The organism is Caballeronia insecticola (genome assembly GCF_000402035.1).
In the GTDB taxonomy this organism is placed as follows: Bacteria; Pseudomonadota; Gammaproteobacteria; order Burkholderiales; family Burkholderiaceae; genus Caballeronia; species Caballeronia insecticola.
In genome coordinates, this window is the sequence record NC_021287.1 from 1,439,283 (window position 1) to 1,463,380 (window position 24,098).

Genomic DNA, 24,098 nt, shown 5'->3' on the forward strand with positions numbered 1-24,098 from the left:
TCGCATGACCTTCTTCAAGAAATGCGTCGTGGCGGCGGTGCTGGTCGCGATGCTCGCGGCAGCGGTCGCGGGCGGCGTCTGGTGGTGGGCCAACCGCCCGATGGAGCTTTCGACGCCCGAACTCGACGTCACCATCAAACCCCATAGCAGCCTGCGCAGCGTGAGCGCCCAGTTGAATCGCGGCGGCGTGCCCGTCGAGCCGCAGCTTTTCGTGCTGATGACGCGCGCGCTCGGCCTGTCCGCGCAACTGAAATCGGGCAACTATGCTTTCAAAAGCGGCATCACGCCTTACGAAGTGCTGCAGAAGATCGCGCGCGGCGACGTGAACGAGTACGTCGCGACCGTCATCGAAGGCTGGACGCTGCAGAAAATGCGCAACGAACTCGACGGCAATCCCGCGCTCAAGCACGACACCGCCGGCATGAGCGACATCGATCTCCTGCGGGCAATCGGCGCGGCCGAAGTGGACAAGGCATCGGCCGAAGGGCTGTTCTTCCCCGACACCTATCTCTTCGACAAAAACACGAGCGATCTGGCCGTCTACAAGCGCGCGTACCGGCTGATGCAGACGCACCTGACCGAAGCGTGGAACACGCGCGCGCAGAATCTGCCTTACAAGACGCCTTATGAGGCGCTGATCATGGCGTCGATCGTCGAGAAGGAGACGGGGCGCGCGACGGACCGGCCGTTCGTCGCGGCGGTCTTCGTGAACCGGCTGCGCATGGGCATGCCGCTGCAAACCGATCCGAGCGTGATCTACGGCCTCGGCCAGACATACAGCGGCCGTCTGAAGAAAAAGGACCTGCAGACCGACACTCCGTACAATACCTACACGCGCATGGGTCTGCCGCCCACTCCGATCGCGCTGCCCGGCGTGGCCGCGCTGAACGCCACGCTCAATCCCGCCGCGAGCAACGCGCTGTACTTCGTTTCCCGCGGCGACGGCAGCAGCATCTTTTCCGACAATCTGGGCGACCACAACAAGGCCGTCGACAAATACATCCGGGGTCAATGATGGTGCGGGGCAAGTTCATCACGTTCGAAGGCATCGACGGCGCGGGCAAGACCACCCATCTGGACTGGTTTCGCGAGCAACTCGCGTCCAGGCTCGCCGCGCACGGCCGTCAGGTCGTCATGACGCGCGAGCCCGGCGGCACGCCGCTCGGCGAAACGCTGCGCGGCATCCTGCTGAATCAGCCGATGGACCTCGAAACCGAAGCGCTGCTGATGTTCGCGGCGCGCCGCGAGCATCTCGCGCAGGTGATCGAGCCGGCACTCGCACGCGGCGACTGGGTGCTGTCGGACCGTTTTTCCGATGCGACTTTCGCCTATCAAGGCGGTGGCCGCGGCTTGCCGCGCGACAAGCTGGAAGCCTTGGAGCGCTGGGTGCAGGGCGGTTTTCAGCCCGATCTGACCGTGCTTTTCGACGTGCCGACCGACACGGCGAGCGAGCGCCGCTCGTCCGCCCGCGCGCCGGACAAGTTCGAGAGCGAATCGGAGGCGTTTTTCGAGCGCACCCGCAGCGAATATCTGCGCCGAGCGGCGGAGTCGCCGGAGCGCTTTTTCATCGTCGATTCGACGCGAAGCATCGGCGATATTCGCGAAAAACTCGAAGAAGTGGTCGCAAGCATCTGATTGCATAGAACAATGATCTACCCCTGGCAAACGGACGACTGGCAGCGCCTGCAGCAACTGCGCGCACACTGGCCGCATGCGCTGCTGCTGCATGGCGAAGCGGGCATCGGCAAGCTTCAGTTCGCGCAGCATCTGGCGAAGGGGCTGCTGTGCGAGAACCCCGCCACGAACGGCGAGCCGTGCGGCACGTGCCCGGCCTGCCTGTGGTTTTCGCAAGGCAACCATCCGGACTATCGCGCCGTGTTGCCGGAAGCGCTCGCGGGTCTTGCGGCCGCCGGCAACGACACCGCCGACGCCCCCGCCGATAAAGCCGACGGCGACGAAGGCAAAAAAACCCGCACACCCAGCAAGGAAATCAAGATCGAGCAGGTGCGCGCGCTGCTGGATTTCTGCGGCGTGGGCTCGCATCGCGGCGGCATGCGCGTCGTGCTGCTGTATCCGGCCGAGGCGCTGAACGTCGCGGCAGCGAACGCGCTTTTGAAAACGCTCGAGGAACCGCCTGCGGGCGTGGTGTTTCTGCTGGTGTCGGCGCGCATCGACCGATTGTTGCCGACCATCATCAGCCGCTGCCGTCAGTGGCCGATGAGCGTCCCGCAACCTGACGCCGCGCAGACATGGCTTGCGGCGCAAGGCGTCGACGATCCCGCCGGTCTGCTCGCCCAGGCGGGCGGCGCACCGCTCGCGGCGCTCGCACTGGCAAGCGACGAAAATCGCGCCTTGCGCGACTTCACACTCGCGCAACTCGCCGCCGGCCCGAACTGCGACGCCTTCGCCTGCGGCGAGAATCTGCAAAAGCTGCCGGTGCCGCTGGTGCTCGGCTGGCTGCAACGCTGGCTCTACGATCTGCTCGCGCAACGCACGGCGAGCCGGCCGCGCTATTTTCCCGGCGCGGGCAAGGCGCTTGCCCGCTGCGCGCAAAGCGCCGACCCCGCGGCGCTCGCGCGCTACATCAAAACCGTCACGCGGCAGCGCGCCGTGGAAAATCATCCGCTCAACGCGCGCCTCGTGTTCGAAGAACTGTTTCTCGCGTATCGCGGGATTTATACGGCCTGACGTCATTCATCCGCACAACCATGAGTCTTGATTACCGCGACGCCACGCTCGACGATCTGCCCGCCATCGTCGCCATCTACAATTCGACGATCGCCTCGCGCCAGGTCACCGCGGATCTCGATCCCGTCACGGTCGAGAGCCGCATCGCCTGGTTTGGGGCGCATAGCCCGCAGGCGCGGCCGCTGTGGGTCGTGGAGCAACACGGCGAGATCATCGCGTGGCTGAGCTTTTCCGATTTCTACGGCCGTCCGGCGTACGCGCGCACGGTCGAAGTCAGCATCTATCTGGACGAACGCACGCGCGGCAAAGGTCTCGGCAGGAAGTTGCTGCGCGAGGCACTGGATCGCGCGCCGTCGCTCGATGTGGATACCGTGCTCGGTTTCGTCTTCGGTCATAACGAGGCGAGCATGAAGCTTTTCGCCGGGTTCGGCTTCGACATCTGGGGCACGTTGCCGCGCGTCGCGGTGCTGGACGGCGTCGAGCGCGATCTCGTGATTCTCGGCTTGCGTCTCGATGCGCAACGGGCCGCGTCGCAGCAAGTGCACTAGGGAGCACCGGATGTTCGTCGATTCGCATTGCCACATCAATTTCGAAGGGCTCGGCGACCGCCTGCCCGACGTGTTCGACAACATGCGCGCACACTCGGTCACGCATGCGCTGTGCGTGTCGGTCGATCTGGAAACGCTGCCTTCGGTGCTCGCCATCGCGGAGCGGTACGAGAACGTCTATGCGTCGGTCGGCGTGCATCCCGATCACGAAGACGCGAAGGAGCCGAGCGTCGCCGAACTGGCCGAACTCGCGTCGCACCCGAAGGTGTGCGCGATCGGCGAGACCGGGCTCGACTACTATCGTCTGGAAGGGCGCAGCATCGCCGACATGGAGTGGCAGCGCGAGCGCTTTCGCACGCATATCCGCGCGGCGCACGCGACCGGCAAGCCGCTCATCATCCATACGCGCTCGTCGTCGGAAGACACGCTGCGCATCATGGCGGAAGAGCGCGCCGGCGTGCCGGGCGGCGTCATGCATTGCTTTACCGAGACGTGGGAAGTCGCGCAGGCGGCGCTCGCGCAGAACTTTCATATTTCGCTGTCCGGCATCGTCACGTTCAAGAAAGCCACCGACGTGCAGGAAGTCGCGCAGCGTGTACCGCTCGAGCGGCTGCTCATCGAAACCGATTCGCCGTATCTCGCGCCCGTGCCGTATCGCGGCAAGCCGAATGAACCCGCGTACGTGAGTTATGTCGGACGTTTCATCGCGCAGTTGCGCGAGCAGCCGGAAGAAACCGTCGCGCAGGCAACTACCGAGAATTTCTTCCGGCTCTTCAAGATCGCGCGGCCGGCGTGATCTCCGGCTCGGGTGGCCCGCCGCCTGAGCGCAAACCTGTTTCAAGGCAATCCGAAGGTCTCTTATGAACAATTCGTCGATGGTTTCCACTTCGTCCATGGCGTGCGCGCCAAACGTTTCCTCCGTGCGCGCCGCGCGAGCGGGCGCCGCCGTGCGCGGTCTCGTCGCGGGCGCGCTGCTCGCCGCGTGCGCCGTCGCGCAGCCGGTCTGGGCCGCCTCCGTGGACTCGCTCATCAAGGCGGTCAAGTTCGACGATGTCTCGGAGGTCAAGAAGCAGCTTGCCCAGGGCGCGGACCCGAATACGGTCGACAACACCGGCACGCCGATCCTCGTGATCGCGGCGCGCGAGAAATCGGACAAGGTCGGCCAGTTGCTCGCCGACAATCCGAAGACGGACCTCGAAAAGCTCGACCCCGCCGGCGAAAACGCGATGATGCTCGCCGCGCTCAACGGCGACGCCGCCTTCGTGAACCTGCTGATCGCGAAGGATGCCGAAGTGAACAAGAAGGGCTGGACGCCGCTGCATTACGCGGCCACCAACGGTCATGACGACATCGTGAAGCTTCTCGTCGACCATTCGGCCTATATCGACTCGGGTTCGCCCAATGGCACGACGCCGCTCATGATGGCTGCGCGCGGCGGGCATCTGTCCACCTGCAAGCTGCTGCTCGACGAAGGCGCGGACTTGCGCATCAAGAATCAGATCGGCATGACGGCCGTCGACTTCGCGCGCAAGTACAGCGAAAAGGATGTCGCCGAGGGCCTGCAGGCGCGTCTCGATTCGATGCAAGGCGGTGCTGCGCAAAGCGCGCCAAACGGTGCAAAATAGCGCAGCGCAGTTTTCCATTCAGGGACGCGCGGCGGTCGGGCGCGGCCGCCGCACGTCCCGCACCTATCGCTGCAATTAAGCCGCCGCTCAACATAAAAGGAAGATCATGCTGCGGGAATTCGTCATCGCCTGCGTTCTCGCCACGCCTGTGTGCGCGTTCGCGTTTACCGGCAACGATCTGAACAAGCTCTGCACCAAAACGGATCCCAACTCGCGCACCGCCTGCGCGGCGTATATCGAAGGCGCGGCGGACGGCATCTACAACACGATCGAGGCAATCGGCGGAACTTCCGGGCCGCAGGTCGGCCAGTACTTTTGCCTGCCGGCCGACGTGAAGCCGCAGCAGCTCACGGACGCGGTGCGCAAGTACATCGCGAACAATCCGGACAAGGCCGACTTCAACGCGACCACAATGGTCTCGCTCGGCCTGGGCAAGGCGTTTCCCTGCAAGGCGGAACGCTGAAGCTCGTTTGATGCCCGGGCGTCGTCGTTGAGCCAAGACCGACGCAACGTTCAACGCAACGTTCATTGCAACATCGCGCCGCCCGCGCAGCCGCGCGCCGCGACCGCCGTATCCACCTCGCCGTGTTCACTTTCACGAGGCCGATCCCGCGACGCTCATGCAATCATTCGATCACTTCCTCGACCTGGCCGAACGGCCGCTCGGCACCTGGCCGGGCGCGCTGGTCGTCGCGGCGATTGCCGTGGCGGTCGCGGTGGGCGTGCATCGCATCGGCGCGCGCATTCTGACGCGCATCGCGCGGCCGTATCCGCTGATGAGCGTCGTGCTGCGCTACATCGACACGCCCGCGCTGGTTCTGCTGATCTTCCTCGGGCTCGGTTTCGTGATCTTCGAGGCGCCGGATACGCTGCCGTTGATCGGCGTGCTGCGCGATGTCGAAACCGTCGCGCTGATCGGCGCGCTCACCTTCCTCGCGGCGCGCTCGGCGGGCGCGGTGGGCGAGGCGATCGTGCAGGCGCATCCGCTCGACACGGACGACAACCTCAACGCGCGCCGCATCCACACGCAGGCGCGCGTGCTGGCGCGCTCGGTGATGGTGGTGATCGTGATCATCGGTTTCGGCGCGGCGCTCATGGCGTTCCCGAGCGTGCGGCAGATCGGCGCGAGCCTGCTGGCGTCGGCGGGCGTTGCCGGTCTGGTCGCCGGGATCGCCGCGCGGCCGGTGCTCGGCAATCTGATCGCCGGGCTGCAGATCGCGCTGTCGCAGCCCATTCGCCTCGACGATGTCGTCGTCATTCAGGGCGAATGGGGACGCGTGGAGGAGATCACGGGCACCTATGTGTCGATCCGCATCTGGGATCAGCGGCGGCTGATCGTGCCGTTGCAGTGGTTCATCGAGAATCCGTTCACGAACTGGACGCGCAACAGCTCGCAGATCATCGGCACGGTGTTTCTCTATGTGGATTACCGGATGCCGATCGCGCCGCTGCGCGAGGAATTGGAGCGGATTCTCGCCCACGCGCCGGAATGGGACGGCCGCGTGCAGGTTCTGCAAGTCACCGACGCCACCGACCGCGCGCTACAACTGCGCGCGCTCGTCAGTTCCTTCGATTCGGCGCTCAACTGGGATTTGCGCTGCCGCGTGCGCGAAGGGCTCGTGAACTTCGTGCAGGCGGCGTATCCGCAATATCTGCCGCGCGCGCGGGCAGATTTGTCGACCGACAAAGATCGCCACGTCGATTTCGCACCGCCGCTCGAACGGGCAGGCCCGGAGCCTGCATCCGCGAATACGGCGAATACGCCGGCGGACCCGGTTGCAAGCCGCGGTGAGCCGGGCGGGCCGGACGCTCGCGCGCACGCGGCGGCATCGACCGCGCCGGCGCCGGGCAAAAGAGGGTGAAGCCGGCCGACGGAATTCGCGGAAACCCACACGGCATTTTCCGGTCGATAAATTCAGGGTTATCCTGAAGCCCCGCACATTCGAAGAGGAAAGGAACGCATATGAGTCGTCTCGTCGTCGTATCCAACCGGGTCGCCACGCCGACCGAAACCAAGGGCTCCGCAGGCGGGCTCGCCGTCGGCGTCTTCGGCGCGCTGAAGGACAGCGGCGGCGTCTGGTTCGGCTGGAGCGGGGACGTGGTGAGCGAAACCGTGGCGAACCAGGGCCCGAAACTCGAACGGGACGGCGCGGTGACGTTCGCGACCGTCGGCCTGCCGAAGAAGGACTACGACCAGTACTACCGCGGCTTCTCCAACGCGATGCTGTGGCCGGTCTTTCACTATCGCAACGATCTCGCCGTCTACGATCGCGACGAATACGCCGGCTACCGGCGCGTGAACGCATGGCTTGCGCACAAGCTGATCAAGCTGCTCGAACCCGACGACATCATCTGGGTCCACGACTATCACCTGATTCCGTTCGCCGAGGCGTTGCGCTCGGCGGGCATCAAGAACCGCATTGGGTTCTTTCTGCACATTCCGTTTCCGTCGCCGCAGATTCTGTTGAACATTCCGCCGCACGAGGAACTGGTCAAATCGCTGTGCTGCTATGACGTCGTCGGCTTTCAGACCGAGCGCGACCGCATCGCGTTTCACGATTACATCGTCCGGCACGCACACGGCACCGCGACGCCCGACGGCCATATCGAAGCCTTCGGCCGCACGCTCAAGACCAGCGTGTATCGCATCGGCGTGTTTCCCGATGAAATCGCCGAGCAGGCCGAGCGCGGCGAGGCGCGTCAGGATGTGATGGACCTGAAGCAAAGCCTCGAAGGCCGCAAGCTCATCATGAGCGTGGACCGGCTGGATTATTCGAAGGGACTCGTCGAGCGTTTTCGCGCGTTCGAGCATTTCCTGGAGAAGTCGCCGGAGTGGCGGGGCAACGTCACGCTCGTGCAGATCGCGCCGCCCACGCGCGCGGACGTCGAGACTTATCAGCAGATTCGCCAGAACCTGGAGTACGAGGCAGGGCGCATCAACGGACGTTACTCCGGCCTCGACTACACGCCGATCCGCTATCTCAACCAGCGCTACGACCGCTGGAAGCTGATGTCGCTGTTCCGCGAATCGCAGGTTGGGCTCGTCACGCCGCTGCGCGACGGCATGAATCTCGTCGCGAAGGAATACATCGCGGCGCAGAATCCGGACGATCCGGGCGTGCTGGTGCTGTCGCAATTCGCGGGCGCCGCCGACGAAATGACCGGCGCGATGATGGTCAATCCGCACGATATCGTCGGCACGAGCGAGGCTATAGCGCGTGCGCTCGCAATGCCGCTTGCCGAGCGCAAGCAGCGCTACGAAACCAACATGATCGCGCTGCGCAAACACAACCTGGGCGTATGGCGCGACGATTTTCTTGCCGATCTGCGGGGCGACGCGAAGGCGTGACCGATACGGCGCCACCCGTAACCGTCGCGCGAAACGATTGTTTCCGGCCTGTAACAGAGCGATGAAAGTGCAAGAATGCGCTTCGTCGCCGCCTTTCTCACTCGATAATGAACTCGTCGTGCGGCGCTGCGCGCGGCAGGCAGCGGGCTAGCTCGCGCGTTGAGCCTCAAGCCGAGAGGAAAACGCGTAAGGGCAAACCTCGTTGTCCACGCTTGACGCCCGCTGTCATACTCGATGCTCGCCGCGCGACGGTATTGCTCGCGCCGCAGCTGAACCGCATGGAGACGAGAACGATGAGAATTGCGCAAATTGCCCCGCTCACCGAATCGGTGCCGCCGAAGCTCTATGGCGGGACGGAGCGGGTCGTGTCCTATCTCACTGAAGCGCTCGTCGAGCAAGGTCACGATGTCACGCTGTTCGCCACCGGCGACTCGCAGACCAAGGCCAACCTGGAGCCGGTGTGGCCGCGCGCATTGCGCCTGGACCCGGCGATCCGCGACCGTATTGCGCCGCATATGCTGTTGATGGAGATGGTGCGGCGTCGCGCCGAGGAGTTCGATGTCCTGCATTTCCACATGGACTACTACTCGTTCTCGCTCTTCAAGCGTCAGGACACGCCGTTCGTCACGACGCTGCACGGCCGTCTCGATCTGCCCGAGCAGCAGCCGGTCTTCGACACGTTCAACACCGCGCCGGTCATTTCCATTTCGGATTCGCAGCGGCATCCGCTGCCGCAGGCCAAATGGATCACGACGGTCTATCACGGGCTGCCCGACACGCTCTATACGCCGCAGCCGGTGGAGCAGAAGTATCTGGCGTTTCTCGGACGCATCTCGCCGGAAAAACGCGTCGATACGGCGATCCGCATTGCGGGCCGCTGCGGCCTGCCGATCCGCATCGCCGCTAAAGTCGATGCCGCCGATCACGAATACTTCGAACGCGAGATCGCGCCGCTGCTCGAATTGCCGTACGTGGAATATGTCGGCGAGATCAACGACGGTCAGAAGGCCGAATTCCTGTCGGGTGCGCACGCGCTGCTGTTCCCGATCGACTGGCCGGAGCCTTTCGGCCTCGTGATGATCGAGGCGATGGCATGCGGCACGCCGGTCATCGCGTTCAATCGCGGCGCGGTGCCCGAAGTGGTGGACGAGGGCGTGTCGGGATTCATCGTCGAGGACGAGATCGGCGCGGTGGCCGCGGTGAACCGTCTGCACACGTTGTCTCGCGAGGGCGTGCGCCGACGCTTCGAAGAGCGCTTCACCTCGCACCGGATGGCGCGGGAATATCTCGAGGCGTATCAGTCCGTCGTGCGCGCGCAGAAACGCGCGCGTTTCAAGCTGATCGACCGCGCATCGACCCCCTAACCGTCTCACACTAGCCTTCGCCTCAAAGCAAAAAACCGCCGTGTGATGCGATCCGGAGATCGCATCACACGGCGGTCATTGCGTGCCGTGCGCGCGGAAACCCGCGCTCAATACGTGCTCAGTACTTGATGCGCGACACCTTCGTGCCTTGCAGCGAGACATCGGCCATCAGACCGGCGTTCGTCAGCACGATGGCCTCGACCGGCTTCGTCGCGGTGGTCGTGTCGATCGTGCCGTTCGCGCCCATCTTGACGAGGGCCACGGACGCGTCCGCGCCTGCCGACCAGCCGTCCGAGTTGCGGAATTTGTCGAGTGCGTCCTGCGTCATGAACAGGAAGATCAGCGCCTTCGACTGCGCGCCGGCCTGCAGGCCGAACGAGCCCGACGTGGTGCTGTAATAGCCGACGGTGCTGCCACCCACCCGCAGCGACCCCTTGCCGTACTGCGCCCCGACGATGAAACCCGCCTGGATCACCGACGGGAACACCAGAATGCCACGCGCCTTCGCGACCAGCTCACGCGAACCGCCTACGGTGGCGTAGAGACGCTGGATGGTGCTGTCGACGTCGGCGTCGATCGAGCGGCGGTCATCGGCGGCACCCGCCGCCGCTTCCGAGCCGCTGTTTCTGTTCGCGGTGCAGCCGGCAAGCGCGAGGCCTCCGAGCGCCAGAACAGCGGTCGACTTGAGCATGAAGTTTCGTCTTTGCATCATTTTTCTCCATCGTGGAATTTGGGAAACCCCATAGAGCGGGAGGGTGAGGCACGCCAAGTTATAGCACAGCATTCCATAAAGACCAGCCTCATCCATGCGCTCGAAGCCTTGTCACGCAAAGGTTTTCAGGCTCCGCACCATTCGGGGAACAGCAAGCTTGATTTTCAAGCTTACTCCGAATCAGGCCCTAAAAGCGCCAGAGGAACGGTAAATCACGTAAAACTTTCGTTGTCATTGCACAGAAGATTGCAGCTTGGACGAAGGTTCGACTGTTCCCGGCCACTTCGGCTTTTTCGCCCGAACGGCTTCTGTCAGGCAAGCACAATTTTCGTGACAGGCGGTGCCGCGGTTGCGAGAAATCCGCAACACCATGTAGCAACGACCGTACCCGGCCGGCTTTCAAGAATGGGTCGTCGTTTTTACTTCGCCGGGTGCGGCGGACGCTGTGCCCGACGCCGCGCGTTGCGGGCGCCGTAAAGCGCGCCGGATTCCGCCGATCAAAACGCCCAGTACGAGCAGGAAGGCAGCCGGCACGATCCAATAGCCGACGAAGGCATGCCATAGATAATCGGCGAGCGTCGCTTTGCGATGCGCGTATTCGTCGAGCGCTCCCTGATGCCGGGCGGCGTTGGCCGCGAGGATGTCGGCGGGACAGCCGGCGGCTTGCGCCTCGTCAGGCGCGCCGTGGCAGCGCGCCGCCGCGCCCGAGGCGCGTTGCGGGTCGGTCAGCTCCCATGTCGAGAGCGACTTCTGGAGATCGACCTTGTTGTACGCCATCTCCTCGCGCACTTCGTTGACCGCGACGATCAGCACCGGCACGAACCAGAATGTGATCACCACGAGCCACCGCCTGAACCAGCGGTTTTTATGTCTCCATGCCATCCATTGCCTCCATGCGAAGCTTCTGGCTTCGCTCGAAACGGTGGCGGCCGATGGCGTATTTCTTGTATTCGTGAGGGGCCGCCTTCGCGCCATCTTATGAGAAAAAGACGACGGTGCGAATCGAAAGCTTGGGTGCAGTGCAATAACGGCAAGCAGACTGCGTAACTTGGTAATACGCGACGAATCAACGCAATCAATCAACGCGATCAACTGCGCACGCCGCGCCGGCCGGCACGGCGTGCGATCCGGGCACGCTCAGCCCTTGTTGCTGAGACAGCTCTTCATGAAAGACTTGCGATCGTCGCCTTTCTTGTCGGTCGCTTGCTGATTGCAGGCGGTCATCTTTTGCTGCTGGGTCATCGGCGCGGAGGCGGCCGCCGGCGACGCCGACAGACAGCTCTTCATAAACGCCTTGCGGTCGTCGCCTTTCTTGTCGGTCGCCTGCTTGTTGCAGTCGATCATCTTGCTCTGCTGACTGTTGGCGGCAAATGCTGCGTTCGCGCCGAACGTCAGGCTCAGTGTGGCGACGAGTACGGTGGCTAGGATTTTCATATGAGGCTCCCTGATCTGAGTGACGGTTGTTCTTCGACAGTGCGTCCGAGTTGCGGCATAAACGGGTATCCGCCGGCGCATTATGGCAAACCCAATATGAACAGTGTGTGGGATAAGGTTAAATCGGGAGGCGCGGGAATGGTGCTTGCACCTGGCTTTCAATGCCGGCCGCGGCGCGCCGGATCGTAAGCGCGCGCGTGGTTGCCACGCGACACACATGCTTCAGAGAGCAGACGTATCATCGTTCGATGCATGTCCAACGAAAAGGAGACGCCCCATGTCCACGCCGCTGTCCGACCATTACAAAGGCTTCGAGATCAAGGTGCAGGCATTGCGGCGCGCAAAGGAGCGCGACGATCCCGACGACGGCCCGCGCCACTTCGATATCGTCGTGACGATCGCCCGCAGCGCGCACGGCGACAGCGGCCGCTCGGTGATGTTCGGCGTGCCCGATCAGGAACCGTTCGAAAGCCCGATCGATGCGACGCGCGCCGGCATCGACTACGCGCGCGAGATCATCGACAACAAAGTGGAAGGGCAGTCGGTCGAAGACCTCTGAAGTCGGTCCCGAGTCTGTCGTCTGTCCCGCATCTGTCCCGCATCTGTCCGAAAGCGCCATCGTCTAGCACGGCGTTCGGCCGATAAGCGCGAGTCTTTCGCGCCGTAATCCGCTGCTTCGATCCAGCGAAGCATGCCGTCCCCGTCACGCGAGCCGATGCGACCGCACGCTTGCGCACGTTCTACATGTAAGCCCGATTGACCTTGCGCCCCTCACCAACGAGAATCGACGGCGAGCAAACGTTGGAACCGCGGGGCGAGGGCGTGCGCAGGCAGACGGCACACGAAACCAGACCAGGCGAAGCGCAGGCGCGACAGGGCGCTCGCGCCCGCTCGTGTCACGCTTGTACCACTCGCGCAGACGGATCGAAACGCCACGCTCAAGTTTGCTGCAGCACGCACGACCAGACAAACCAAAACGAAAGCACTGGAGATCCGCATGAACCCAACCATCCGCCGACGCGTTCTGTCGGCCGCCGTCGCGCTTGCCGCCTGCACCGCCTTGCCGTTCGCCTCGAGCTCCGCATTCGCGCAGACGGCGGGCAAGCCGAAGGTCGCGCTCGTCATGAAGTCGCTCGCCAACGAGTTCTTCCTGACCATGGAAAACGGCGCGAAGGAGTATCAGGCGCATAACGCCAGCCAGTTCGATCTGATCACCAACGGCATCAAGGACGAAACCGATACGGCCGCGCAGATCCGTATCGTCGAGCAGATGATCGTCTCGAAGGTCGATGCGCTCATCATCGCACCCGCCGATTCCAAGGCGCTCGTGCCGGTGATCAAGAAGGCGGCGGACGCGGGCATTATCGTCGTGAATATCGACAACCGGCTCGACCCGGACGTGCTCAAGTCGAAAAACCTGAACGTGCCGTTCGTCGGACCGGACAATCGCAAGGGCGCGAGGAAGGTCGGCGACTATCTCGCCCAGCGGCTGAAGAAGGGCGACGACGTCGCGATCATCGAAGGCGTCACGACCACCACCAACTCGCAGGCGCGCAGCGCGGGCTTCAAGGACGCGATGGACGCGGGCGGCATGAAGGTGGTCGCGCTGCAGTCGGGCGAATGGGAAATCGACAAGGGCAACGCGGTCGCGTCGCAGATTCTGAACGCGAACCCGGGCGTGAAGGCGCTTTTGTGCGACAACGACAACATGGCGATCGGCGCCGTGTCGGCGATTCGCGCGGCCGGCAAGGCGGGCAAGGTGCAGGTGGTCGGCTTCGACAACATCAACGCAATCAAGCCGATGCTCAAGGACGGCCGCGTGCTCGCGACCGCCGACCAGTACGCCGCGAAGCAGGCGGTGTTCGGTATCGATGTCGCGCTGAAGGCGATTTCCGGCCACAAGAAGCAGTCGGAGCTTTCGCAGGTCGTGGAAACGCCTGTCGATCTCGTGACGAAGTAAGCATGGCGCGGGGCGGTGCTTTGGTGCCTTGGTGCCTTGGTGCTTTAGTGCTTTAGTGCTTTAGTGCGCAGCCTCGCGCAACAAACCTCAAGTTTGCGGCCGGCGTGCCGATAAAACGCTGACGAGCGCGAAAGGCAGACGGCGCGAACCTGCGCGCCGCACGTCTGCCGAAGCCGCGCACAGACCACCCGCGAGGATATCCAGCGAGACTTGAAGCGCCCATGACCGGATCGAACGATGCAAACGTGCTGACGGTGACGGGCATCGGCAAGACATATGTCGAGCCGGTGCTGGCGGACGTGTCGCTCGAACTCGTGCCCGGCGAAGTGCTCGCGCTGACCGGCGAGAACGGCGCGGGCAAGAGTACGCTGTCGAAGATCGTCGGCGGGCTCACCGATCCGACCACCGGAACGATGACGCTCGCGGGCCGGCCCTACGCACCGCGCAGCCGCTCTGACGCCGAAACGCTCGGCGTGCGCATGGTGATGCAGGAGCTGAACCTGCTGCCGACCTTGTCGGTGGCGGAAAATCTGTTTCTGAACCGTCTGCCGCGCACGGGCGCGCTGGGACCGCTCGGCTGGATCGACCGCAAGCGCCTGGCCGAAGACGCCCGCCACGCGATGGCGCAGGTCGGGCTCGACGCGATCGATCCGGATACGCTCGTCGGCAGTCTCGGCATCGGGCATCAGCAGATGGTCGAAATCGCGCGCAATCTGATCGGCGATTGCCGCGTGCTGATCCTCGACGAACCCACCGCGATGCTCACCGCGCGCGAAGTCGACTTGCTGTTCGAGCAGGTCGAGCGGCTGAAGGCGCGCGGCGTCGCGCTGGTTTATATCTCGCACCGGCTCGAAGAACTGCGGCGCATCGCCGAGCGCGCGGCCGTGCTGCGCGACGGACGCCTCGTGCATCTCGGCCCGATGGACGAACTCACGAGCGACCGGCTCGTCACGTTGATGGTCGGACGCGAGATCGGCGAGCGCATCGATCTGGGCGAGCGCCGGATCGGCGGCGTCGCGCTGAAGGTGGAAGGCATGACGCGCGCGCCCGTGGTACGCGACGTGTCGTTCGACGTACGCGCGGGCGAGATTTTCGGCGTGAGCGGGCTGATCGGCGCGGGCCGCACGGAACTGATGCGCCTCATCTACGGCGCGGATCGCGCGGATGCAGGCACGGTATCGGTGGCGCGCAACGGGCAGCCGCTGCGCCGCGTGACGGTGCAATCGCCCGCGGATGCGGTGAACGAAGGCATCGCGCTGATCACGGAGGACCGCAAGGGCGAGGGCCTGCTGCTTACGCTGCCCATCGCCGCGAACGTTTCACTGGGCAATCTGGGCGCGGTGTCGCGTCACGGCGTGGTCGACGCGCACCGGGAAGCGGCGCTCGCGCAACGGCAGATCGAGGCGATGCGCATCCGCACGTCGGGGCCGGCGCAGGCGGTGTCGGAACTGTCGGGCGGCAATCAGCAGAAGGTCGTGATCGGCCGCTGGCTCGCGCGCGATTGCTCCGTGCTGCTGTTCGACGAACCGACGCGCGGCATCGACGTGGGCGCGAAGTTCGACATCTACGGGCTGATGGGCGCGCTCGCCCGCGAAGGACGCGCGCTCGTCGTCGTGTCGAGCGATCTGCGCGAGCTGATGCTGATCTGCGACCGGATCGGCGTGATGTCGGCGGGACGCATGACGGGCATGTTCGAGCGCGACAGCTGGACGCAGGACGCGCTGCTCGCCGCGGCGTTCGCCGGTTACGCGAAGCGCGAGGCGATCCTGCACGAGCCGATCGCGCCGGATGCGAAGGCACCGGATGCGAAAGCGCCGGATGCGAAGGCACCGGATGCGAAAGCGCCCGAAGACAACCTGGAGCATTGAATGAGCGAAGCAAACCTGCCCGCCGATGCGCCGAAGACCACGAAAGGCGTCGGCACGCGGCTGGGCATCTCGAACTACCTGGGACTCGCGGGCGCGCTTGCCGCGATGATCGCGCTGTTTTCGGTGCTGAGTTCGCACTTCCTGACCTACGACACGTTCAGCACGATCGCGAACCAGATTCCGGATCTCGTCGTGATGTCGGTGGGCATGACGTTCGTGCTGATCATCGCGAGCATCGATCTGTCGGTGGGCTCGGTGCTCGCGCTGGGCGCATCGGTCGTGAGCGTGGCCGCGCTCAAGTGGCACTGGCCGGCGTTTCCCGCCGCGCTGATCGGGCTCGCCGCCGCCGCGCTGACCGGCGCGGTGACCGGCCTCGTGACGGTGGCGTGGCGCATTCCGTCGTTCATCGTGTCGCTCGGCGTGCTGGAAGGCGCGCGCGGGCTCGCGTATCAGATGACGAACTCGCGCACGGCGTATATCGGCGATGCGTTCGATTTCCTGTCGAATCCGATCGCGTTCGGCATCTCGCCGTCGTTCTTGATCGCGGTCGCGGTGATGATAATTGCGCATCTGGTCTTGACCCGGACGGTTTTTGGCCGATATCTCGTAGGGATCGGCACGAACGAGGAAGCCGTGCGGCTCGCGGGCGTCAATCCGCGGCCGTACAAGGTGATCGTTTTCGCGCTGATGGGCGCGCTGTCGGGCCTCGCCGCGCTGTTCCAGATCTCGCGGCTGGAGGCGGCCGATCCGAACGCGGGCTCGGGGCTCGAACTCCAGGTGATCGCTGCGGTGGTGATCGGCGGCACGAGCCTGATGGGCGGGCGCGGCTCGGTGATCAGCACGTTTTTCGGCGTGTTGATCATCTCCGTGCTGGCGGCCGGTCTCGCGCAAATCGGCGCGAACGAGCCGACCAAGCGCATCATTACCGGTTCGGTGATCGTGGTGGCGGTGGTGCTGGATACGTATCGCAGCAGACGAAAGCGGGTTTGACGGAAAAATCGGGAGACGGCGACGGCACGCTTCGCACGGGGCGAAGAGGCCGCCGACGGTAGCGACAAGAGCCGCGATAAGCCGCAACAAAAGCGGCACGAGCGGCATCGATGAAGCAAGCAGGGCGCGGGGAAGCAGTACACGGCGCAGTAAGAGCATGACGCGCCGAACGCCTTACGACCAATAAAAGCAATTGGACCAAAGCATAGCGAAGGACGATGTATGGCGACGATCAAAGACGTGGCAGCCATTGCCGGGGTGTCGTTTACGACGGTATCCCACGTAGTGAACAATTCGCGGCCGGTATCGGCCGATGTGCGCGCGAAAGTCGAGCGGGCGATTCTCGAGCTCGATTACGTGCCCTCGGCGGTGGCGCGCTCGCTCAAGGCGCGTTCGACGGCCACCATCGGCCTGCTCGTGCCGAACGCGACCAATCCGTATTTCGCCGAGCTCGCGCGCGGCGTCGAGGACGGCTGCGCGAAGAACGGCTATTGCGTATTCTTCTGCAATTCGGACGACGATCCCGCGAAGCAGCGCAGCTATCTGCGCGTGCTGCAGGAGAAGCGCATCGACGGGCTGGTGATCGCGTCGGCGGGTGAAGACTCGGTGCTCGCGCAATGTCTCGCGGGGGCGCGCGAACCGCTCGTGATCGTCGATCGCAATATCGAGGGCTTGCAGTCGGACCTCGTGCAGATCGACCACGAAAAGGGCGCGTATCTCGCGACGCGGCACTTGCTGCAACTCGGGCATTCGGAAATCGGCTGCATCACGGGGCCGGTGGCCACCGCCGTCTCGGCAATGCGCCTGCACGGCTTCATTCGCGCGATGGCCGAGCGCGGTATCGAGATCGAGCCGAACGCGATCGTACAGAGCGATTTTTCCGCGACGGGCGGTTACGCCGCGGCCTCGCAACTGTTCGACAACATGAAACCGACCGCGATTTTCGCGTGCAACGACATGATGGGCATCGGCGCGCTGCGTGCGGCGGCCGAGCGTCACATCAACGTGCCTGCGGATTGCTCGATCATCGGTTTCGACGATGTCGAACTGTCGCGCTATACGTATCCGGCGCTGTCGACGGTCGGGCAATCGGTGCGTGCGCTCGGCGAAATGGCCGCGCAGACGCTGATCGACCGCATCACCGGCAAGCTGGCCGGGACAACGCGCCGCCGCGTCGTGGCGCCGCGCCTCGTGCGCCGCGAGTCGACGGCGGTCGTGCCGGAATCGCGTCGTCATGCACGCGGCACGAGCGCCTGAATGTACGCATAAACGAAGGTTGACCGAGAGGAAACGAGCAAGATGGGCGAAGCAATGGGTCGCGTGACCGTGGTCGGCAGCCTCAACATGGATCTCGTCGCGCGCGCGCCGCGCCTGCCTAAGCCGGGCGAGACGCTCGCCGGGCACGCGTTCGCGCAGGTCGCGGGCGGCAAGGGCGGCAATCAGGCCGTGGCGGCGGCGCGTCTGGGCGCGCAGGTCGCGATGATCGGCTGCGTCGGCGACGACTCGAACGGCGCGACGCTCAAACGCAGCCTGGAAGCGGAGGGCATCGACTGCAGCGCGCTTGCGACGAGCGCCAGCGCGCCGACGGGCGTGGCGCTGATCATCGTCGATGACGCGAGTCAGAACGCGATCGTCATCGTCGCGGGAAGCAACGCCGAAGTGACGCCCGCGAGCGTCGAGGCGCAGGAAGGGCTGCTCGCACGCGCGGATGTCATCGTCTGCCAGCTCGAAACGCCGACGGACACGGTGCGCGCCGCGCTCGCCGCCGGCCGGCGCCTGCAGCGCACGACGATCCTCAATCCCGCACCCGCCGCCCGCAAGCTGCCGCCCGACTGGTTCCCGCTGATCGACTACCTGATTCCGAACGAACTCGAAGCGGCCACATTGTCGGGCGTCGCAATCGACACACCGGAGGACGCGCGCCGCGCCGCACAGGCGCTGAAGGCGAAGGGCGTGCGCAATGTGATCGTCACGCTCGGCGCGCAAGGCGTGCTCGCGCTGCTGGACGGCGAAGACGAGGCGGGCGTGCATATGCCCTCGCCGAGAGTGGAAGCCGTCGATACGACCGCCGCCGGCGACACGTTCATCGGCGGTTTCGCGGCGGAACTCGCGCGCGGCTCGGCCGTGCGGGACGCCATCGCGTTCGGCCAGCGCGCGGCGGCAATCGCCGTGACGCGCGAGGGCGCGCAGCCGTCCATTCCGCACCGCAGCGAAATTTCCGCATAACTTTTCAATGTTCGTTGAAGAACGGCGCGCAATGTCGCGCCGTTTTCTCTTCATACGAAATAATTCCCCTTAAGTGTCCGTGCTTTCGCGCCGTTTACATCGCTAGCGGACGGGCGATGTCGTCTGTCCGCATTTTCGACGGATACGGCGACGCGCATCGGCCGCGCGATCGTCATCGGCGGGTGCGCTTCGCAGCGCGCGCCGGCCGTCGATCGCCTCAAAAACGGCTGAAAGATCCGCTCGCTGCGGCACAGGGACAACTCAATGAACAAGGCTTTGACGATCAAGGCGCGCCTCGGCATCTCCATGGCGTTTCTGGGCGCGCTGCTCATCTCGATCGGCGCACTCGGGCTCACCGGCATGAGCCACTCGAACGGCGCGTTTCTCGACACCTATTCGGTGCAGATGCCCGCGGCGATCGCGGTCGGCAACGCGGAAATGTATGCGGCGCGCGAGCGGCTCGTGTTCGATCGCGCGGCGCTGCTCGCGGGCACGCCGGAAGTGGCGTCCACAGTCGAACGCGCGCGCATGATGCGCGAGCGCGCCGACGGTTACTGGAAAGAGTACGTGTCGCTGCCGCAATCGTCCGGCGAGAAGCGCCTCGCGGACGCCACGCAGGAAAAGCGCCTCGCGCTGCAGGCGATCGTCGATAAGGGCGTGGCGGCGGTCATGGCGAACGATCACGACGGCATCATCGCGAATGCCAAGGCGATGCAGTCGACCTACAACGAACTCGCCAACGCGAACGACGCGCTGCGCAAGTTCCTGACCGAAGCATCGAAAACGAGCTACGACGAGGCGCAAGAGCGTTATCAGTGGTTCCGCGCGCTGAGTCTCACGGCGATCGCGCTCGGCATCGCGGCGGCGGCGTTCGCGTGGGTGTCGCTGCGGCGTGCGATTGCGCGTCCGCTCGAAGCCGCGCTCGGCCACTTCGATGCAATCGCCGCGGGCGATCTGCGCCGCGAAGTCGTCGTGACGTCGCGCGATGAAATGGGACTTCTGCTCGAAGGCCTCGCCAGAATGCGCGCAAGCCTGCTTTCCACGGTGCGTACCGTGCGCTCGGGCAGCGAATCCATCGCCTCCGCCACGCAGCAGATTGCGGCGGGCAATACCGATCTGTCATCGCGTACGGAAGAGCAGGCGTCCGCGTTGCAGGAAACTGCGTCGAGCATGGAAGAGCTGACCGGCACCGTGCGCCAGAACGCCGACAACGCCCGCCAGGCGAGCGCGCTCGCGGCGAACGCGTCCGAGATCGCGGGCAAGGGCAGCGCGGTCGTGAACCAGGTCGTCGATACGATGGGCGAAATCAACCGCAGTTCGTCGAAGATCGCGGACATCATCTCGATCATCGAAGGCATCGCGTTCCAGACGAATATTCTCGCGCTCAACGCGGCGGTCGAAGCCGCGCGCGCGGGCGAGGAAGGGCGCGGCTTCGCGGTCGTCGCGGGCGAGGTGCGCAGTCTCGCGCAACGCTCGTCGGCGGCGGCGAAGGAGATCAAGGAGCTGATCGACACGTCGGTGGCGCGGGTGCAAACCGGCTCGACGCTCGTCGACGAAGCCGGCCGCACGATGACCGAGATCATCGGCGCGGTGCAGCGCGTGACCGACATCATGGGCGAGATCGCGGCGGCGTCGGAGGAGCAGTCGAGCGGCATCGAGCAGGTGTCGCGCGCCGTCACGCAGATGGACGAAGTGACGCAGCAGAACGCCGCGCTCGTCGAGGAAGCGGCGGCCGCCGCGCAGTCGCTGGAAGATCAGGCCGGGCGGCTGCGGCAGGCGGTCGCGGTGTTTCAGGTGACGGACGGCGCGGCATCGATGGCCGCCGCACCGGCACCCGTACACGCGTCGGCGATTGCATCGCATGCAAGGGTTGTCGTCGCCAAGGCCGCGATGAAGCCTCAGAGCAAGCCTGCGCACGCACCGCAACGGCGCACCACGGCCGGGGCCATTCCCGCGCCTGCTGCAAAGACGGCGGCGATGTCCGAGGCGAACGGCGACTGGGAAACGTTCTGAAGTTGAAACGCGATGGCGGACTGTCATCGCGCATGAAACGCCAAGCGGGCGAGCAACGTCGATCCGGTAACCCGTACACTGGCGGGTGTGCGTCACCGTTCACACGAGGACATCGACATGACCGGATCGACACTCGCCGCGAAGCTTGCGGAAGCCCGCGCCCGGCATCGGCTGATCGAAGTGCTGGAGCCCGCCGACATTCCCGCCGACGCGCCGACCGCGTACGCCATCCAGCACGAGATGCTGAGAGCGACGGACGCGCGCATCGGCGCGTGGAAGATCGGCGCGCGCGCGCCGGACGCGCTCGCCACGGGCGCGCCCATCGATGCGGCGCTCGTTTATGCGAGCCCCGCGCGCCTGCCGTTCGACGCGTTCTTTCGCGTGCTGGTGGAACTCGAAATTGCGTTTTGCTTCGCCTACGCGCTGCCTGCCAGGATCGAACCTTACACGCGCGAGGAAGTGTTCGATGCCATCGGCGGCGTTGCGGTCGCGCTCGAAGTGGTCGACAGCCGTTTCGCGCAATGGCCCAATCTCGACCCGCTCGCGCAACTCGCCGATTCGCAGAACAACGGCGCGCTCGTCGTCTCGGGCATGGAGCCGTACGACGTCGTCGCGCCCGGCTTCGACTTTCTCACTCCGCGCCTCGAATTCACGCTCGACGGCGTGCCCATTGCGCCCGCCGCGTTCGGCAATCCGGCGGGAGACCCGCGCGAATTGCTGCTCTGGCTCGTCAACCATTGTTCCCGTATGGGATTGACGGTCGAACCGTTCTGGACCATTACCACGGGCTCTTATACGGGCGCATACCGCGTGGAAGGACCGGCGATGCTGCATGGTTCGATCGACCGCATCGGCGAACTGGAACTGGTGCTCGCATGAACGAGGCGCCGGCGAAATACCATACATCGCGAACGGGTATTGACGATGCCGCGCATTGCCGCATGCATATGAAAACGCTGCATCCGGCGCGCTTGCGCACACGTATGTCAGCTGATGATGTGCGAGCGTGCGCCAGCACGATACAGGCGTCTCAATGGCGGATGGGCACTGCTCTTAAGTGCGCGAGAGCGAGGTGCAACGAACAGGCAGGGGAGAAGGAGGGCAACACGATATGGACATCGGGATAAGGATTGTAGGTGAACGAAAATAACTCACCAAGCTAGGAATACTTCGAAGCAAATGAACAACGCAAGTGCGTGAAAAAAAATTCGAAAGGGTTTAGGATGATTTCAAGCGATGTCGTTTCGATTACGCGCGTTGCGCACGACATAGCTTTCTGACTTCGGCGAGGAGGTAGCATGGATATCTACAGCAGTTTCGCGACCCGCTTCGAAAAAACCCGCGAGGAGGAATTCTCGCTCGAAGAGTATCTCGCGCTCTGCAAAGAAGATCCTGCCACATATGCAACAGCGGGCGAACGCATGTTGACGGCCATCGGGGAACCCGAATTCGTCGATACGCGGCTCGATCCGCGGCTGTCGCGTACGTTTGCGAACAAGGTCATCAAGGTGTATCCCGCGTTCCGTGAATTCTACGGAATGGAGGAGGTGATCGAGAACGTCGTGTCGTACTTCCGGCACGCGGCTCAGGGTCTGGAAGAGAAGAAGCAGATCCTCTATCTGCTGGGTCCGGTGGGTGGAGGCAAGTCGTCGATCGCCGAACGACTTAAGCAACTCATGGAACGCGTGCCGTTCTATTCGCTCAAGGGCTCGCCCGTCAACGAATCGCCGCTCGGCCTGTTCGATTACGACGAAGACGGCCCGGTCCTCGAAGAGCAGTACGGCATTCCGCGCCGCTACCTCAAGAGCATTCTCTCGCCGTGGGCCGTCAAGCGCCTGCACGAGTACAACGGCGACATCCGCAAGTTCCGCGTGGTGCGCCGCTATCCGTCCATCCTCCGGCAGATCGGTATTGCGAAGACGGAGCCGGGCGACGAGAACAATCAGGACATCTCCTCGCTCGTCGGCAAGGTGGATATCCGCAAGCTCGAAACCTATTCGCAGGACGACGCTGACGCCTACAGCTATTCCGGCGGTCTGTGTCTCGCGAATCAGGGCCTGCTCGAATTCGTCGAAATGTTCAAGGCGCCGATCAAGGTGCTGCATCCGCTGCTCACCGCGACTCAGGAAGGCAACTTCAAAGGCACGGAAGGCTTCGGCGCGATTCCGTTCGACGGCGTCATCCTTGCTCACTCGAACGAGTCGGAGTGGAAGGCGTTCCGCAACAACAAGAACAACGAGGCATTGCTCGATCGTATTTTCGTCGTGAAGGTGCCGTACTGCCTGCGCTACGGCGAAGAGATCAAGATCTACGAAAAGCTGCTGCGCAACTCGTCGCTGGCCGAAGCGGTGTGCGCGCCGGGCACGCTCAAGATGATGGCGCAGATGGCCGTGCTCACGCGTCTGCACGAGCCGGAAAATTCGAGCCTCTTCTCGAAGATGCAGGTCTACGACGGCGAGAACCTCAAGGACACGGACCCGAAAGCGAAGTCGTATCAGGAGTACCGCGATTACGCGGGCGTCGACGAAGGCATGACGGGTGTCTCCACGCGTTTCGCGTTCAAGATCCTGTCGCGCGTCTTCAACTTCGACTCATCCGAAGTCGCGGCGAATCCCGTGCATCTCATGTACGTGCTCGAACAGCAGATCGAACGCGAGCAGTTCCCGCCGGAGACGGAGCAGAAGTATCTGTCGTTCATCAAGGACGTGCTCGCTTCGCGCTACGCGGAATTCATCGGGAAGGAGATTCAGACTGCTTATCTCGAGTCGTACTCGGAGTATGGACAAAACATCTTCGACCGCTATGTGACGTATGCCGATTTCTGGATTCAGGATCAGGAGTTCCGCGATCACGACACGGGCGAGAGCTTCGACCGCGCAGCGTTGAATGCCGAGCTGGAGAAGATCGAGAAGCCCGCGGGCATCAGCAACCCGAAGGATTTCCGCAACGAGATCGTGAACTTCGTGTTGCGTGCGCGGGCGGCGAACGGCGGCAAGAACCCGGCGTGGATCAGCTACGAGAAGCTGCGCGTGGTGATCGAGAAGAAGATGTTCTCCAACACCGAAGAACTTCTGCCGGTGATTTCGTTCAACGCGAAGGGTTCGGCCGAAGAGCAACGCAAGCACGAAGACTTCGTCAACCGTATGGTCGCCAAGGGCTACACGCCGAAGCAGGTGCGTCTCCTGTGCGACTGGTATCTGCGCGTGCGCAAATCGTCGTAATGTAACGTCGTGATGTAATGTCGTGAGGGTGACGCGAACGGCTCAGGCCTTCGCGACACCCGTCGGTCGGAGCGGGTGCACCAAAGCGTACGGTAGCCGG

At 64.1% G+C, this 24,098-nt stretch carries 22 protein-coding genes; 19 read left to right on the forward strand and 3 right to left on the reverse strand.

What is annotated here, in order from left to right; genetic code table 11:
• Positions 1-4 precede the first annotated feature (4 nt).
• From mltG to BRPE64_RS06730, 10 genes are all read left to right on the forward strand, one after another.
• A complete protein-coding gene (mltG, locus tag BRPE64_RS06685) occupies positions 5-1,015 on the forward strand; it encodes an endolytic transglycosylase MltG (protein WP_044042028.1) in 1,011 nt (336 codons plus the stop codon).
• On the forward strand, positions 1,015-1,635 hold the full coding sequence (tmk, locus tag BRPE64_RS06690) for a dTMP kinase (protein WP_044041320.1): 621 nt from the start codon (positions 1,015-1,017) through the stop codon (positions 1,633-1,635). Before mltG ends, tmk begins: the two co-directional genes overlap by 1 nt.
• 12 nt (positions 1,636-1,647) lie before the next feature.
• The gene (locus BRPE64_RS06695) at positions 1,648-2,688 is read left to right on the forward strand and encodes a DNA polymerase III subunit delta' (RefSeq protein WP_016345301.1); all 1,041 of its coding nucleotides are present in this window, start codon (positions 1,648-1,650) and stop codon (positions 2,686-2,688) included.
• Between the two features lie 20 nt (positions 2,689-2,708).
• Complete coding sequence (locus BRPE64_RS06700) at positions 2,709-3,236, forward strand: GNAT family N-acetyltransferase (RefSeq protein ID WP_016345302.1); 528 nt, start codon at positions 2,709-2,711, stop codon at positions 3,234-3,236.
• Between the two features lie 10 nt (positions 3,237-3,246).
• Positions 3,247-4,032, forward strand: coding sequence for a TatD family hydrolase (locus BRPE64_RS06705; RefSeq protein WP_016345303.1), 786 nt, complete (start codon positions 3,247-3,249; stop codon positions 4,030-4,032).
• 79 nt (positions 4,033-4,111) lie between these two features.
• Positions 4,112-4,861, forward strand: a complete 750-nt coding sequence (locus BRPE64_RS06710) for an ankyrin repeat domain-containing protein (protein WP_044042030.1) — start codon at positions 4,112-4,114, stop codon at positions 4,859-4,861.
• A gap of 106 nt (positions 4,862-4,967) precedes the next feature.
• Complete coding sequence (locus BRPE64_RS06715) at positions 4,968-5,324, forward strand: Rap1a/Tai family immunity protein (protein ID WP_016345305.1); 357 nt, start codon at positions 4,968-4,970, stop codon at positions 5,322-5,324.
• Between the two features lie 157 nt (positions 5,325-5,481).
• A complete protein-coding gene (locus BRPE64_RS06720) occupies positions 5,482-6,723 on the forward strand; it encodes a mechanosensitive ion channel family protein (protein ID WP_016345306.1) in 1,242 nt (413 codons plus the stop codon).
• Positions 6,724-6,824: 101 nt separating this feature from the next.
• A complete protein-coding gene (otsA, locus tag BRPE64_RS06725) occupies positions 6,825-8,210 on the forward strand; it encodes an alpha,alpha-trehalose-phosphate synthase (UDP-forming) (RefSeq protein WP_016345307.1) in 1,386 nt (461 codons plus the stop codon).
• A gap of 293 nt (positions 8,211-8,503) precedes the next feature.
• Positions 8,504-9,574: a glycosyltransferase family 4 protein gene (locus tag BRPE64_RS06730; RefSeq protein ID WP_044042032.1), complete on the forward strand. Its 1,071-nt coding sequence runs from the start codon at positions 8,504-8,506 to the stop codon at positions 9,572-9,574.
• A 118-nt stretch (positions 9,575-9,692) separates the two neighbouring features.
• Here BRPE64_RS06730 and BRPE64_RS06735 read toward each other — a convergent pair whose 3' ends face one another.
• The 3 genes from BRPE64_RS06735 to BRPE64_RS06745 all read right to left on the reverse strand — a co-directional run bounded on the left by BRPE64_RS06735 (position 9,693) and on the right by BRPE64_RS06745 (position 11,720).
• Positions 9,693-10,283 carry a BPSL1445 family SYLF domain-containing lipoprotein gene (locus BRPE64_RS06735; RefSeq protein ID WP_044042033.1) on the reverse strand — a complete coding sequence of 197 codons (591 nt, stop codon included), beginning with the start codon at positions 10,281-10,283 and terminating at the stop codon, positions 9,693-9,695.
• A 402-nt stretch (positions 10,284-10,685) separates the two neighbouring features.
• Positions 10,686-11,168, reverse strand: a complete 483-nt coding sequence (locus tag BRPE64_RS06740) for a hypothetical protein (protein WP_044041321.1) — start codon at positions 11,166-11,168, stop codon at positions 10,686-10,688.
• A gap of 255 nt (positions 11,169-11,423) precedes the next feature.
• Positions 11,424-11,720 (reverse strand): PsiF family protein, encoded by a 297-nt coding sequence (locus BRPE64_RS06745; RefSeq protein ID WP_016345311.1) that lies wholly within the window; start codon positions 11,718-11,720, stop codon positions 11,424-11,426.
• A 277-nt stretch (positions 11,721-11,997) separates the two neighbouring features.
• On the opposite strand from BRPE64_RS06745, the gene BRPE64_RS06750 reads away from it, so the two are divergent.
• The 9 genes from BRPE64_RS06750 to BRPE64_RS06790 all read left to right on the forward strand — a co-directional run bounded on the left by BRPE64_RS06750 (position 11,998) and on the right by BRPE64_RS06790 (position 23,998).
• Entirely contained in the window at positions 11,998-12,279 is a 282-nt protein-coding gene (locus BRPE64_RS06750) for a hypothetical protein (protein WP_016345312.1), read from the forward strand.
• Positions 12,280-12,717: 438 nt separating this feature from the next.
• Positions 12,718-13,680, forward strand: coding sequence for a sugar ABC transporter substrate-binding protein (locus BRPE64_RS06755; RefSeq protein ID WP_016345314.1), 963 nt, complete (start codon positions 12,718-12,720; stop codon positions 13,678-13,680).
• Positions 13,681-13,901: 221 nt separating this feature from the next.
• Entirely contained in the window at positions 13,902-15,548 is a 1,647-nt protein-coding gene (locus BRPE64_RS06760) for a sugar ABC transporter ATP-binding protein (RefSeq protein WP_016345316.1), read from the forward strand.
• A complete protein-coding gene (locus BRPE64_RS06765; RefSeq protein WP_016345317.1) occupies positions 15,549-16,538 on the forward strand; it encodes an ABC transporter permease in 990 nt (329 codons plus the stop codon).
• 222 nt (positions 16,539-16,760) lie between these two features.
• The gene (locus tag BRPE64_RS06770) at positions 16,761-17,795 is read left to right on the forward strand and encodes a LacI family DNA-binding transcriptional regulator (protein WP_044041322.1); all 1,035 of its coding nucleotides are present in this window, start codon (positions 16,761-16,763) and stop codon (positions 17,793-17,795) included.
• A 42-nt stretch (positions 17,796-17,837) separates the two neighbouring features.
• Positions 17,838-18,764, forward strand: a complete 927-nt coding sequence (gene rbsK / locus BRPE64_RS06775; protein WP_016345319.1) for a ribokinase — start codon at positions 17,838-17,840, stop codon at positions 18,762-18,764.
• 264 nt (positions 18,765-19,028) lie between these two features.
• Complete coding sequence (locus BRPE64_RS06780; protein WP_016345321.1) at positions 19,029-20,777, forward strand: methyl-accepting chemotaxis protein; 1,749 nt, start codon at positions 19,029-19,031, stop codon at positions 20,775-20,777.
• Between the two features lie 117 nt (positions 20,778-20,894).
• Positions 20,895-21,656 (forward strand): 2-keto-4-pentenoate hydratase, encoded by a 762-nt coding sequence (locus BRPE64_RS06785; protein WP_044041323.1) that lies wholly within the window; start codon positions 20,895-20,897, stop codon positions 21,654-21,656.
• Between the two features lie 419 nt (positions 21,657-22,075).
• Complete coding sequence (locus BRPE64_RS06790; RefSeq protein WP_016345324.1) at positions 22,076-23,998, forward strand: PrkA family serine protein kinase; 1,923 nt, start codon at positions 22,076-22,078, stop codon at positions 23,996-23,998.
• The last annotated feature ends 100 nt before the right edge of the window (positions 23,999-24,098 follow it).